The organism is Pseudonocardia sp. GCM10023141 (assembly GCF_042653605.1).
In genome coordinates this window covers 1-13,482 of sequence record NZ_JBHSIR010000010.1, presented here as the reverse complement: position 1 = coordinate 13,482, position 13,482 = coordinate 1, and the positions used below count along the sequence as shown (strand labels likewise).

The window sequence follows — 13,482 nt, the reverse complement described above, 5'->3', positions numbered from 1 at the left end:
GAAGCCGAACGTGTTCGCGGGAACCGGCACACCCGGGATGAGCCTGCGGATAGTTGACCGTTGCCGGGGCCGCCCATGATCGGTGCGGTGATCGTCGAACTCGATGGCAGCTCCTGATCGTGTGAGTGGGCGGGTTAAGGCAGGTCGGGCGTCGGCGGTAGGTTCCGCCGATGCTGTTGATCGACTTCTCGTCGCGGGGCTGGGAGTCCTGGGGCGTGGAGCGCCAGCCGCTGATCCGCGAGGGCATGCCGGTACTGGTGGACGACGATCTGCGCTTCGAGGACGGCCCCGGCAACCCGCGCGCCACGGTGGTGGTCAACCGTTGGTTGCGGGAGCTACCGGTGAACGGCGCGCCGGCTCGGCGAACGTGGCGGGTCTACGCGGAGGCGCTGCGGGCGTGGCTGGAGTTCCTGTCCGAGCGCGGCGTCGCACCGTTCGGGTCGCGGCAGGAGCTGCGGGCGGTGCTCAGCGCGTATGCCGGCCACCGGCTCAGCGAGTCACCGCAGCATCGCTGGGACGGCTCGACCTGGAACCTGCACGTCACCGCGTTGTCGCGGTTCTACGAGTGGGCGCAGGCCGAGCGCTACGCCACGGCCGGCCCGCTCAGCTACTCGAGCGGCACGCGGATCGCGGAGGGGACCGTGTGGACGCAGCGGCGCAACCACGCCAAGCTGCGCCCGGCGAAACGCCACGCCCAGATCAAGTACCTCGAGCACGACTTCGCTGCGCTGTTGCTGCATGCGCTGGCCGGGCTGACACCCGAGGGCGGCCCGGACGAGGCGTATCGGGGCCGGGCACTGGGCCGCAACGCCGCGGTGGGTCGGCTGGCACTGGCCAGCGGGCTGCGCCGCCAGGAGCTGACCTACCTGCTGGTCTACGAGATCCCGCCGTTGCCGGCCCGGCGGTCCGCGGTCCCGGTGGAGTTCCCGCTGGGCCGAGGCACCACCAAGGGCAGCAAACCCCGCACCACCTGGATCGACTACGACAGCCTGGTCGAGGTCTGGGACTACGTCCGCCTGGAGCGTACGGCCGCGGCGCGCCGGGGCGGGTGGCAACCACCGGCGCAGCTGGGCGAGCCGCTGCGGGTGCGCGACCCGGACTGGGAAGGCGCCCGGATCAACGGGGTGCGCCGCTCGTGGCGCACGCTGACCCCGAACGAGCGGCTGCGGCTGGTCTCCCCCGACGGCGCCGCCTGCCTGCTCGCGCTGCAGTCCACCGGTGCCCCGTTCACCGACTGGGCCACGGTGTTGCGGCGCACCTCGCAGCGGATCCGGCGGCGGTTCGAGCCGCGGTTTCCGATCGTGAGCCCGCACCGGCTGCGGCACACCTTCGCGATGCACACCCTGGAGCGGCTGATCCGCGGCTACTACCAGCAGGCCGCGGCGCTGGTGAAGGACACCGACGCCGACGCCGCGCTCGCGCTGTATTTGACCATGAGTGACCCGATGGCGGTGCTGCGTGATCTGTTGGGTCATTCCTCGGTGACCACCACACAGCTTTACCTGTCGCGCTTGGACATCACCCGGGTCTACCGCGACGCCTACGCCGCCGCCGCACCCGACACAGCCCTGCCCGACACCTCCACGTTCGGCGACGGGGTCGGCGCCGAGTTCCACGCGGAGTTCGACGCGGAGTTCGACGGCGACTTCGACGATGAGGCGAGTGGATAGATGCCGGTGGAGGTGATCGAGAAGCCGCTGGCGGTGCGGTTCTCGTTTCCCGGTGGCCGCAGCTGGAGCGCGCGGCTCGACGGGCTGCCCAACCCGCAGCTGGCGCTGGATCTGGCGCACGGGATGGTGATGTGCTTCCACCCCTACGGTCGGGGGAACGCCGTGCACACCGCGCGACACTACGTCGCGGGTTTGCGCAACATCGTGCGGGCGCTGGCCGAGGCCGGGTTCACCGGGCCGGCCGGCGAGCTGACCCGCCCGATGCTGCTGCGCTACTGGATGAGCCACAGCCCGGGCCTGGAGTTGGCGACCCGGGGGTTGCTGCGCGGGTGCGACGCCGCGAGCGGCGCGTTGCGCCCCGAGGTCGGCGAGCACCTATCCGGGCGGGCGATCCACGCCCATCCCAAGAACAACAGCTATCAGCCCTACACCGACGCGGAGTGGGCCCGGTTGAGCGGCTGCTGCCAGCAGCACATCGAGCACAGCTGGGCCCGCCACCGCGCCGTGCTGGCCGGAGCCGGCCGGGCGGGTGACCCGAGAACGGCGGGAGTCAGCCGCGACAGCGTGGCCTGGCTGATGCTGGGCCACGGTCCGCTGGACATCGGCGAGGTCAAGGCGCATCTGCGCGGGCATGTCTCGACGATGCGGCGACACGACCCGGCCGGCCGGGAGGGGTTCGACGCGCTCGTGCGGGCCGCACGCGAGGCACTGTTCCCGACCTACGCCACACAGACCGCCTACCGGCTGCTGTTCGGCGTCTACACCGGCATCGTCCCCGACGGCATCGACAGCATGGGCTTGGGCGACATCGACTGGGCCGGTGATCACACCATCCTGCTCGACTACGTCAAGGGCCGGACCGGGCCGGAGGGACTGGCCCTGCCGAGCCGAGCGGTCCGGCTGCTGACCCGTTGGCTGGAGCACTCGGCGCCGTTGCGCCGCGTCGCCCCACCGCCGCTGCAGGACCGCGTGTGGATCGCCGCGCCGGAACCGGGCGGACGCTCGGTCGTGGGCTCGCGTGTGGCCACCCCGAGTGATCACCACACCGTTACCCGCTGGGCCGTCGAGCAGCAGGAGCTGCGCAGTGACGACGGGTCCCCGCTGGCGATCCACCGCAGCCGGATCCGCACCACCTACCAGCACATCCTGGCCCGCCAGGGGTGGACCGGGCGCACCACGATCGACCCCAACCACACCGCGCGCGTCGAGGGCGACCACTACCTCAGCGCCACCACCCCCGGCCAGCGTGACGCGCTTGAGTCGATCGTCGAGCAGGGCCAGGCCGACCTGCTGCGCCGGGCATTGCCCCCGGTGGTGCTCTGCGGCGAGCAGGCCGTCGAGCTGGTCGCCGGCTTCCCGGACGCGGTGGCCCGGCTCGGGCTCGATGAGGGTGTCATCGCCGAGCTCGTCGGTGGTCGCCGCGACGTGTTCACCGCCGCCTGCGTCGATCAGCTCGCCGGCGCGCACGGCCCGAAAGGTGCGCCCTGCCCGGCGCGTCCGTGGGTGTGTCTGCTCTGCCCGCTGGCGGTGTTCCTGCCCCGCCACGCGCCGAACCTGTTGCGGCTGCGGGCCTTCTTCGCCCGCCAGTCCCAGCAGATGCCCACCGAGGGGTTCCTGCGCGTGTTCGGCCCCTACGCCGACCGGTTGGACAACGACATCCTGCCCCGCTTGCCCGCGGCCGCCCTCGCCCAGGCCGCCGGGCACGTCCGCGACACCGACACCGAGCTCCCCCTGCGCCCCGAGGAGACCACCACCTGATGTCACTCGCCCTCGAGCGCCCCGTGCGCGCCGCCCTGAGCACCCCGCTGGCCGCCGGCACGGCCACCACCGCGGGCCCCGGTGGCGCGGTGTCGGTGTTCGCCGGCGCCGATGTCTGCGCCACGGCGGGACTGGCGCTGCGACCCGGGGCCGTCCGCCCGGTCTATGACGACGAGGTCTGGGACTTTCGCGGGCTGGCCGAGGCCCCCCGCGAGATGACCGAGCGGGAGAAGCGCTGGGACTTCTCGGCCATCGACAACCCGCGCTGGCGACCGATGCTCAAAGACCTGCTGCTGGCGTTGCTGGCCCCGCACGAGGAACGGGTGCTCGCGATCCCGGCCGCGTTTCGCACCGTGCGCAGCCCGCGCACGTGTCACCTCTACCTGCGTCGCGCGATCACCTGGTGCAACTGGCTCACCGCGCACGACGTCACGACGCTCGACCAGGTCACCCAGGCTGACTGCGACGCGTTCCTCGAGCAGCACTCCTGGAGCCACCCCGACACCGGCCGGCCGCGCCGGCGCCTGGCCCGGACAACGACCTCGCAGCTGGCGACGGTGATCCAGGTGCTGGCCCCCTACGGGCCCCTGTTCCTCGCCGATCGCTACCGGCCGGGTTTCCTGCCCTGGGCCGGGCGCACCGCCAGCCAGGTCACCGGCCGCAAGTCCTACAGCGAGAGTTCCACCCCGCCGGTCCCCGAGCACATCCTGGCGCCGCTGTTGGCCACCACGCTCTACCTGGTCGAGACGATCGGGCCGCACCTGGCCTCGGAGCGCGAGCGGCTGCGCGCGAGCGCAGCCGAGGCCGGGTTGCCCGCTCCCGCGCATCTGGGTGCGGTGCGCCTGGCCCGGGTCGAATCCGCGGTGGAGGCGCTGCGCTCCCGCGGGGCGCCGCTGCCACGGTCCTCGGACGCGATCGTGGGTCAACGGCTGGCCGCCGGGTGGGACCCGCAGGACCCGCTTCTGCACGTGCACCTCAACCTGATCGCGCGCCAAGCCCGCCTCCGCCGGCTGCCCGCCCGCCAGCTGCCCCAGATCCGGCCGGTCCTGGAGGCCGCGGTAGCGCAGGTCGGCGTCGCCGGGTGGTGGGCACGCGACGCGGCGATGGTCGCGCGCGCCGATACCGGCGAACCGGTGGCCTGGACCGAACCGATGACCGCCGAACAACTGCAGCGCGTGGCCGGCTACGTCCTGATCGCAGCGCAGATCCTGACCACGGCCACGACCGGGATGCGGCGCAGCGAGCTGATGGAGATCACCGCCGGGTCGCGCCTACCCGCCCGCGAGGTCCCCGGGGGCGGGCGCCGGTTCCGGCTGGCCAGCAGGCAGATCAAGCACCAGCGCTTCGGTGGCATCCCCGACGAATGGGTGGTCATCGCCCAAGTCGACCGGGCGGTGGCCCTGGCCGAGCGGCTCACCGGGGCTGCCGCCGGGCAGCCGCTGTTCGGGGCGGTGCTCATCGGCACCAGCTACGCCAACCTACGGTCGTGGCTGGCCGAGCCGTTCGCCCGCCGCCTCGGGCTGGCCGCGCTGCCGGCGGGCCCGGTCAACGCCCGGATGCTGCGCCGCACCCTGGCCTTGGAGATGGCCAAACGCCCCGGCGGACTGCTCGCCTCGAAGATCCACCTCAAGCACGTGTCGGTGGCCACCACCGAGGGCTACGCGCAGCGTCCCGGCGGCTCGCAGGCCCTGTTCCGGGCCGAGGTCGAGCACGCCGAACACCAGCACCACCTCGAGCTGACCGTTGCGGCGTTCCGCGACTACCAGCAGGGCATCCTGCCCACCGGGCCCGGCGCCCGCGCCCTGATCGACCGCTTCGACCACGTCGACGCCGCGCTGCAACCCCCGCCCGGCCAGGCACCCGCGGCCACGGTGCTGGCCAACGACCGCCGGCTGGAGAACCTGCTGCGCAGCCACGCCGACGTGCTGCACGTCGGGGCGGCGAACTTCTGCTGGTTCACCGATCCGAGCAAGGCGTTGTGCCTGCGGCTGGCCGCCGCGACCACAGCGACCGCCGCGACTACCCCGACGCGGCCACTGATCGGCATGTGCGACTCCGCGCGCTGCCCACAGGCCACCCACCACCGCGAACACCGCGAGGTCTGGGCGGACAACGCCCACACGATCAGCCAGTTCCTCGGCAACCCCCGAGTGCCCCCGGGAGAGAAGCGTCGGCTCCAACCCGAGCACGAGCGCGCGCTGCGAGTCCTCACCGAGATCGACACCGCCACCGCGCCGAGCAGCGCCCACGACGGCGAGCCCGAAGGACACACGCGGTGAGGATCAACGAGCAGCAGCGCCGCGACACCGAGGACCGCATCCGCGCCGCCACGGATCGACTCCTCGGCGGGCACCTCCCACCCGGGGGCCGATGCGACGTCAAGACCCTCGCCCAGGACGCCGGGGTGAGCCGAGCCGCCCTCTACAGCACCTACCGCCCCCTCAAGGACGAGTTCGAGCGCCGCCGCGAGCACCAGCGCAACACCGGACAACTCAGTGACCCGCGCGTCGCTCGGATCGAGAGGCTCCAAGCCCAGATCGGCCAGCTCACCACCCGGGTCGCCGACCGTGACCGCGAGCTCACCGACCTGCGCGCGTTCCGGGTCGAGGCGGTGTCGCGGCTGGCCGCCCAACACGACGAGATCCTGCGCCTGCGCCAACACCCCGCCCACGTCGGCCTGGTGCGCCGGTTGCCGAGCTCACGATGAGCGACCCCCGCCAGCCCGCGATCAGTCTCGACGTCATCGACGCCGCGGAGCTGGTCGAGATGCTCACCTTCATCGGCGACTGGCTCGAGGGCACCGACAGGCCCCTGCTCAACGCCTCGCTGCAGCGCTTCGCGCACGCCGCCTACGGCCTGGCCGACCTGCAAACCGACCTCGCCCGCTTCGCGTTCCTGCTCGGCGACGAGGGCGAGCGGCTCTTCGGCCACCTCGGGTGAATCCCCTGCACAAGCCCGGAAGACCAGGCGACACGGATACCCAGCACGCGCGCCCCGCCATGACGTGGTGGCCACGGAACTCCCTCACGCTCGGTCGGGTCGCGGCGGTTGGGCCTGCGCTGTCCCCGGCTGCGCGCGGCTCACCCACCGCGGAAGGCGCTCCCCATACGCGACGCCGTCCTCGATCGTTCGATGCACCTCCTCGGCGGTGCAGCCATCGATTCCGATGTGGCCGCTACATGCCTCCCACAGAGCGGCCCGCGCGTCGTGGTCAGCCAGCTCGCCACCCCCGACCAGCCGCCCCAAGTTGCGGGCGGCTGTGAGCAGAACCCGATGACGGGTGCCCGTGCTCGCCGCGGCCACCGCCCGTGCCTCGCTCTCGACGATCGCTCGCACATAGGCGCTCGCGCGTCGCGCCGACAACTCCATCGGCGGACCGAGCGCGGGAGGCGGTGCCGGAGTCAGCGCCCGCGCGAGCCAGTCCGGCAGCTCCGCGACTTCGCCACCTCGCACGACCCGGTAGACGCCGTGCTCGGCGGCACTGCCGGCCGCGACGCAGTACCCCCCGACCGACCTCGAGTCGATCTTCCAACCCAGCGAGCCGGCGGTATTGCGCAGCACCAGCCCGGGCGGAGATCGGAAATACAGATGGCTCCCGCCGCGGGGGGTCGCGACCTCGAAAGTGTCGGTCGGAACCGGGACGTCAAACTCCGCCGCAAGCATGGCAAGCACGTCTCGACCGTGACGAGCACCGGCGAACCGCTCCGGCGGGGCCGCGCCGCGGCCGTCATCCAGATCGATCACGACCAACCCGGACCTGCCCGTTGCCACGCCGATGTTCGCCTCGGCGTTAACCCACCACCGGTAGATCCGGCGCTTGTCGGTCGTGGCGCGCTGCTCCCAATCGCGCAGCGCCGGGACCTTGCCCGCCCGGACAAGCGGGAACACGTGCCAACCACGATCGGCCGCGTCAAGAGCCGCACCCAGCAACCGATTCCACGTCATCGCCGCAGCCCTCCGAAGGCGGCTCCCGCCGCGTCCACAGCATCAGGAGACGAGACGCACAGGGTTGAGGACCTCGCCCGCCGCATCGCAGCCGACAGTGCCTCAATCAGGACACGCACTCGGCTGGACACGGCAACTGCCGCGACAACGCCGTGAGCGCGGGTGTCGATCAGCCACCCCAGCCCGCGGCCCTTGTCGCCCTGGGTGTTGCGCAATTCCGCCCCGGCGGGCGCGGTGAAGTACAGGTGCCGCCCACCGGTCGGGGTCGCGACGGTCCACGTCGCCGGGACGGTCTCGCGGGCTTGTTCGGCGATCGCGGCCAGGACGTCCGCGCCGCACGTGATGTCCAGGCGTGCCCACTGCGGCGGTGGCGCGGCGCCGGGCTTGGGGCTGTCGAGATCGACGACCACCAGCCCGGCCGGGCCGGTCGCCAACCCGATGTTGAACGGCGCCCTCCTCCAGGCCTGCCGGATCCGGTCCGGGTCCGTGCTGGCTCGCGGCTCCCATCCCTGATGGCCACCAACGCAGTCCCCTGATGCCGGGCAGCCCCCGGCGCCGTGCAGGGCCGGCAGCTTCGATCCCGCGCGTAGCGGGAACACCGGCCATCCGCGCCCGGCGGTGTCGAGCGCGGCCTGGAGCAGCGCCTCGCGCGTGGTCTCGGTGTTCATGCCGCCACCACGTCGAACGTGCCGCACCGGGCGCAGCAGGCCCGGATGAAGCGGTGCCCGCGCAGTGGCTCCCAGTCGTGGCCATCACGGGTGCAGCGGCACGCCGGGCACAGGTCCGGGCCGTGCTGGCTGGTGCTGATCGTCCAGTGGTGCCCGTCGTCGATGACGGCGGCAAGGCGGGTGGGCCAATGCATCGTCGCCCGGGTGTCGGTGTCGGCGAGCTCGTCCCCGCAGCCGTCGCAGACGATCACCACACACATCACGGTCTGCGCGCTCATCGCGCACCGCCGCAGGTGTTGAGCATCGCGACCAGGCCGGCGCTCTCCCGGTCGTCGATCGTGAGCCGGTAGGTGGTCTTGGTGGTGATGTAGGCGGTGGCGTAGCCGCACCACGACTCCCGCGCCGGTGGGCGCCATGTCCCGGGGTCGCGGTCGCCCTTGCTCGTGTTCGACCTCCCCGAGACGGCCACCAGGTTGGCGGGGTCGTTGTAGAACCGGGCCCGCTCCGCGCGGGTCCAGCCGCGCGAGCCCGACCGGTTGGCTTCCTTGACCGGCACGCGGTGATCGATCTGCACCGCGGTCGGGTCGGTGATCGTGGTGTCGTCGTAGCCCGACACCCACCGGCCGGCGGCCACGGCGCAGCCGGCGCGAGTCCGGACGTTCTGGCCGTCGCGGATGAGGACCGCCTCGCGGGTCGTGCACCCGCGCGAGGTGGTCCAGTCGCCCCACTCGTCGCGGTTGTAGTGAGCGCCGGTGTCCTCGACCCGGACCGTGAGCGCCGCGAGCAGCTCCCGCGCCGACCCGGCGCCGGCCGGCGCGGTGGTGGTGGTGGTGACGGCGGTGGGTGTCGGGGTCGGTTCGGTGTGGGTGGTGGCGGCGATGGTGAGGCCGGCGAGGGCCGCGAGGATGCCGGCGGCGGCGGCGCGGCGGGGGTCGTGGGTAACCATGAGTCGCGAAGCTCCTGTGCTCGTTCGATGACTGTGGGTGATCGGATGTGGGCGTGCAGAGGGAAGGGAGGGAGGCACCGGTGGTGTCTCGATCCCGCGTTCTGGCAGGGTTTTGGCTGGTCAGGACAGGGCGGGTCCCTCGGGTCCCTCAAGGGTGTTGGGGCTGGTCAGGGTGAGGGAGGTGGCCGAGGGAGGCACGGAGGGAGAACTCCCTCGGTCCCTCGGCGCTCCCTCGTCGGATCCCTGGCCGCGGACCACGCCTCCCGTTACCGAACGTGACGTCTAGTCGGTCTCGACGTCCTCGTCGTCGAGGTCGTTGTCGGTGGTGCCGTCGCGGTCGGCGAGGGCTTCGGCGACCCGGTGCGCGGAGAGTTGCTGGACGCCCTGGGTCTTGTAGGGCTGCGCCGATTCGGGCAACGCGTTCTTGAGGTCGGTGAAGGTCCACTTGCCGTAGGCCGCGGGGTTGCGGGCGGCGAGGGCGGTGAGGACTTCCTGGGTGCGCATCCGGTCGTGCCCGACCAGGACCGTGGCGATGTCGGCGAGCGGATCCAGCACCACGACCGGCTCCCCCTCGTCGGCGGTCGCCGTGGTGGTGACGCCGGCCTCCGCACGGAGGGCGAGGGCACGTTGGACAACGGGGGTGACGTCGTCGACGCCGTTGCCGCGCTGCACGTAGAAGCAGCGCATCAACCCGTCGGTCGGGGTGAACCCGACGGCCATACAGGTCCCGATGTCCCCGGGGTCGACGGTCCCGTTCCCGGCGGTCGTGAGCGGGCGCAGAGTGGTGGCGGTGATCCCGGCCTTGTGCTTGCCGGTACCGAGGATGGCGTCGTTGCCCTGATGGTCACCGATGGCGAAGCACGCCTTGTTCGACAGCACCTTCGCGACCTTCCGCGGCAGGCTGTCCGCGGACGGGACCGGGGTTGCGAAGATCATGTGGACGCCGTACTTACGGGCCTTGGCCACCATTTTCTCCACCAGTTCCGCGGCTTCGTCGCCGACCGCGGAGACGAACAGTTCCTGGCATTCGTCGATCACCACAACGCGCGGGCGCATCACCGGGTCGGCCTCGGCCAGGGCGCGGGTCAGCTTCGGCTCACCGGCGAGGGAGAGCTTGCGGCCCCGCTGGGACAGGTCCGACATCAACGCTTTGAGCGCGTCGAGAACGGCCGGGATCTCGTCGGGGTCATCGGACTTGAACAGTGTCCGCAACCGGGGCTTGAGGGGGTCGTAGTCGGCGTTCTGCGCCATGCAGTACACGTCGATGTCGACCAGCGGGTCGAGCATCAGCCCCAACAGATACGTGATGATCAGGGTGGATTTGCCCGAGCCCATCATCCCGGCGACACCCATGTTGGTGCCGAACGGGCGGGCGATGATCGGGTTCCCGCGCGGGTCGACCCCGACCGGGACACCCTTGAAGAAGTCCGCGCGGCCGGTCTTGAGCAGCGGCCACGGCGCCACCGGCTTGGTCAGGCTCCCGGGGTCGGCCACCCACAGATCCAGCATCCCCGGCCGGTCCCGCGGCTCGGTCGGCCACACCTCCACCGGCAGCCGCAACAGGTTGTGCGCGAGGACGGACTTGCGGTCGACGATCATCTCGACCGTCACACCCTCGGGGAGCAGGAACTGTGAGTGCCAGCCCTTCCCGTCATGCACCGGCGGCAGCTCCCACCGTGGCGCCCAGCCCTCCTTGAACTTGCGGTTGATCGCCGGGAGGTTGAGGTTCTTGAGCGCGTTGGTGATCGCGCGCTCGTCCGGGATCACGTCCCGACCGGCCACTTCTTGGGCGGGTGCGGCCCATGCGGGTGCTTCGGTGCGGGTGCGGCCGAGGTTCCACACGTAGGCGAGCCCGCCGGCGGTGGCGAGGGTGAGCATGAGGGCGCCGTAGGTGGCCAGGAACCACGCCACGAACACCACCAGGTTGATCACCCCGATGATCGGGCCCAGCACTTGGGAGACGTCTTTGGTGCCGACCGCGAGGATGATCCCGAGGACCAGGAGTAGGCCGGTGAAGGCGACGATGCCGACGGTGAGGGCCTTGAGGAACGCGATGGGTGAGGCGATCCAGTCCATGACCCGGCCGTGGCGGCGGTCCTTCTCGGCGACGTCGCGGGCCTCCCACTCCAACAGCGCCTCACGGTCCCCGGCGAGTTCGGCCTGTCGCATCATCCGCTCGTAACGGCTCGCGCCGTGGGTGTCGCGCCACGCCCGCACCACCACCCCGGTTCCGGCGACCGGGTACCAGAGATGGCGGATCACGGCCTTTGCCGTGGTCTTCGTGTGCGGGTGGGTGACCGCGGTCGTGATCAGGTGCACCGTCTGACGGCCCGCCACCCGCCCGGCGTCGCGCAGGGCGACAGCAGTGCCCGGCTTGGTCGGGGTGTCGTCGACGATCTCGGCGTCGACGATCTCGCCCTCGACGACCTGGCCCTCGACGACCGCGCCGTCGACCACCTGGCCCTCGACCACCTGGCCGTCGACGAGGTGCTCGTACTCGCCGGACGCGGCGGCGTCGACGATCCAGCCCGGCAGCTTTGTCGGGTCGGTCTTGGACAGGTTGACCGGAGTCTTGGACAGGTTGATCCGCGGCCCGGGTGTAGGCCGGCGGCCGTGCAGGCCGGGTCGGGCTGTCTGGCGGTCGTTGGACTCATCGGTGGTCGACATCAGCGAACCTCCCTCTCGGCGGGGGCGTCAGTGCTGGCGTGGGTGGTCAGGTGCGCGAGTGCGGCGCCGCAGCCAAGGACGACCACGGGTAGGGCGGAGACGAACGCGGTGATCGGCCACGGCGCGACGTGGATCCCGGCCGCGGTCATCAGGTGGTAGGCGATCTGCCCCGTCATCCCGAGCAACAGCGCACCGATCGCGGAACGGCGAGCGAACGTGCGCGCTCGTTCGGCACCCGGGCCGAGGTTCGTGGGGGGTGCGAGCCAGACGCGCAGGGCGAACGCGGCGTAGGCCTCGACGCCGATCGGCAGGGTGATCGCAGAGTTGATGACCCAGTTGTCGACGATCCCGGGCAGGAGCCGGATGGGGCCGAATCCGGTGAGTTCACCTAGCCCGACCCAGCCACCCCAGATGGACACGAACGCACCCGCGGCGAGCAGCAGCAGCGGCCAGGACCGCACCCGCCATGCCGAACTCACCTCACCGACGGGTGAGTCCACAGTGGAGGACACCTCATCAGGCGAAACCATGATCATCCGCGGTGTGTCCGCGGGCTCGGCCGCTGTGTCCGGATAGGTTCCTGGCGCAGGCTCTGCGCCCGGAATTGGACCGTCGGGCGCGCCTGCAACGGTGTTGACCTGCGCCGGGTCAACACCGGTCTCCCGTCCCGCAGCGGGCATCTCCTCCCCGGACGTGACCGCTGCGGGCACGGGCACCACCTCGCGGGACGCCTCTACGGGTGCGGGCGCGTCGACGGCGTGCAGGCGCCGCTCCGGTCGTGTTCCGGGTGTGAATCCGGACTCGGCGAGTGCGGCCAGGGCGGCGGTCGCCTTCGGGCGGCCGACCTTGAAGTCGGCCATCACGCGGCGTTGGGTGGGCATGTGTCCGTGCTCGATCGCGCGGGCGCGGACTTTCTCGATCAGGGTGGACACGTCCACCGGGTAGGCGCTGGTCATCACAGGTCTCCTCGCGTGGACGCGGTCGTGATCGTCGAATGGGTGGCGTGCGGGAAGGCGCTGCCCCAGCACGGGGCGAGCCCGGCCGCGCGAGTGGCGGCGGGCAGATGCGGACAGCGGTGACGGTTCACAGCGCACCGCCCGAGAGCCGGCCGGTGCGGGCGAGTTCGGCGGTGAGCGTGTCGAGCCGGCCACTACGGCCGCCGAGGATGGCTACGGCCCGGTTCTGGGCCGCGCCGATCGTGAGCGTGCTGCGGTGGGCCTTGGCCAGGCGCCGGAACTCGCCGACGTCATGGGCGGCGTTGCCGCGCGCGGCGGATCCGGCGAACAGGTGCCCGAGGTAGCGACTCGCGCACCGTGACTGCGCCGCCGCGCCGGCCATCAGCCCAACCAGGAACCCGTCGATGTTCCCGGCGTCGAGCCACAACCGGCCGCGCTGGCAGTAGGCCTCACCGATCCCACCGAACACACCGGTGGTGATGACCATGCGCACGATCGGGAACCCGGCGTGGCGCCACACGATGCCGTGCCCGACCTCGTGCGCGGCGACCTTCAACCGCAGCGGGTCCACCCCGTCGGTGAGGGCCTTGTGGATGGGATTCATCGCGCACCACCGCGGGCCCGGACCGGGCGCGCGGGTTCGTAGCCGTTGCTGCCGACGATCGGGCACAGCGGCTCACCGTCGAGATGCGACGCCGCCGGGCGGCGGCCGAGTCCGGCCGGCCACAGCCGCGGGGGCCGTTGCTGGACCGCCTCACCGCATTCCGGGCATACCAGTCCCGTCGTGCTGTTGGTGCCTACCATTGAGAATGACAACCCCATCTGGCCCCACTGTGATGGTCTGATCTGGCCCCACCCTGGCTCGTGCGGGG

Annotated in this window: 12 protein-coding genes; 5 read left to right on the top strand and 7 right to left on the bottom strand. The window is 71.8% G+C overall.

What is annotated here, in order from left to right:
- Positions 1-170: 170 nt before the first annotated feature.
- Genes ACFPFQ_RS07065 through ACFPFQ_RS07045 form a run of 5 tightly spaced genes read left to right on the top strand, consistent with a single transcriptional unit; the run spans position 171 to position 6,368 of the window.
- Positions 171-1,670 carry a tyrosine-type recombinase/integrase gene (locus ACFPFQ_RS07065; protein WP_379616012.1) on the top strand — a complete coding sequence of 500 codons (1,500 nt, stop codon included), beginning with the start codon at positions 171-173 and terminating at the stop codon, positions 1,668-1,670.
- Positions 1,671-3,428, top strand: a complete 1,758-nt coding sequence (locus ACFPFQ_RS07060; protein ID WP_379616010.1) for a hypothetical protein — start codon at positions 1,671-1,673, stop codon at positions 3,426-3,428. It begins immediately after the preceding gene.
- Positions 3,428-5,707 carry a hypothetical protein gene (locus tag ACFPFQ_RS07055; protein WP_379616008.1) on the top strand — a complete coding sequence of 760 codons (2,280 nt, stop codon included), beginning with the start codon at positions 3,428-3,430 and terminating at the stop codon, positions 5,705-5,707. The genes ACFPFQ_RS07060 and ACFPFQ_RS07055 overlap by 1 nt, the downstream gene beginning before the upstream one ends.
- Positions 5,704-6,135, top strand: coding sequence for a hypothetical protein (locus tag ACFPFQ_RS07050; RefSeq protein ID WP_379616007.1), 432 nt, complete (start codon positions 5,704-5,706; stop codon positions 6,133-6,135). The genes ACFPFQ_RS07055 and ACFPFQ_RS07050 overlap by 4 nt, the downstream gene beginning before the upstream one ends.
- Positions 6,132-6,368 (top strand): hypothetical protein, encoded by a 237-nt coding sequence (locus ACFPFQ_RS07045; protein ID WP_379616005.1) that lies wholly within the window; start codon positions 6,132-6,134, stop codon positions 6,366-6,368. The genes ACFPFQ_RS07050 and ACFPFQ_RS07045 overlap by 4 nt, the downstream gene beginning before the upstream one ends.
- Positions 6,369-6,452: 84 nt before the next feature.
- Here the strand turns inward: ACFPFQ_RS07045 and ACFPFQ_RS07040 are convergent, their stop codons facing one another.
- The 7 genes from ACFPFQ_RS07040 to ACFPFQ_RS07010 all read right to left on the bottom strand — a co-directional run bounded on the left by ACFPFQ_RS07040 (position 6,453) and on the right by ACFPFQ_RS07010 (position 13,214).
- Positions 6,453-7,373, bottom strand: a complete 921-nt coding sequence (locus ACFPFQ_RS07040) for a bifunctional DNA primase/polymerase (RefSeq protein ID WP_379616003.1) — start codon at positions 7,371-7,373, stop codon at positions 6,453-6,455.
- Positions 7,370-8,041 carry a bifunctional DNA primase/polymerase gene (locus tag ACFPFQ_RS07035; RefSeq protein ID WP_379616001.1) on the bottom strand — a complete coding sequence of 224 codons (672 nt, stop codon included), beginning with the start codon at positions 8,039-8,041 and terminating at the stop codon, positions 7,370-7,372. The genes ACFPFQ_RS07040 and ACFPFQ_RS07035 overlap by 4 nt, the downstream gene beginning before the upstream one ends.
- On the bottom strand, positions 8,038-8,319 hold the full coding sequence (locus ACFPFQ_RS07030; protein ID WP_379615999.1) for a hypothetical protein: 282 nt from the start codon (positions 8,317-8,319) through the stop codon (positions 8,038-8,040). Before ACFPFQ_RS07030 ends, ACFPFQ_RS07035 begins: the two co-directional genes overlap by 4 nt.
- The gene (locus ACFPFQ_RS07025; protein WP_379615997.1) at positions 8,316-8,987 is read right to left on the bottom strand and encodes an HNH endonuclease family protein; all 672 of its coding nucleotides are present in this window, start codon (positions 8,985-8,987) and stop codon (positions 8,316-8,318) included. The genes ACFPFQ_RS07030 and ACFPFQ_RS07025 overlap by 4 nt, the downstream gene beginning before the upstream one ends.
- Positions 8,988-9,269: 282 nt before the next feature.
- Positions 9,270-11,654 carry an FtsK/SpoIIIE domain-containing protein gene (locus ACFPFQ_RS07020; protein ID WP_379615995.1) on the bottom strand — a complete coding sequence of 795 codons (2,385 nt, stop codon included), beginning with the start codon at positions 11,652-11,654 and terminating at the stop codon, positions 9,270-9,272.
- Positions 11,654-12,610: an ABC transporter permease gene (locus tag ACFPFQ_RS07015; protein WP_379615993.1), complete on the bottom strand. Its 957-nt coding sequence runs from the start codon at positions 12,608-12,610 to the stop codon at positions 11,654-11,656. Before ACFPFQ_RS07015 ends, ACFPFQ_RS07020 begins: the two co-directional genes overlap by 1 nt.
- Before the next feature lie 127 nt (positions 12,611-12,737).
- Positions 12,738-13,214 carry a hypothetical protein gene (locus tag ACFPFQ_RS07010; protein WP_379615991.1) on the bottom strand — a complete coding sequence of 159 codons (477 nt, stop codon included), beginning with the start codon at positions 13,212-13,214 and terminating at the stop codon, positions 12,738-12,740.
- Positions 13,215-13,482 lie beyond the last annotated feature (268 nt).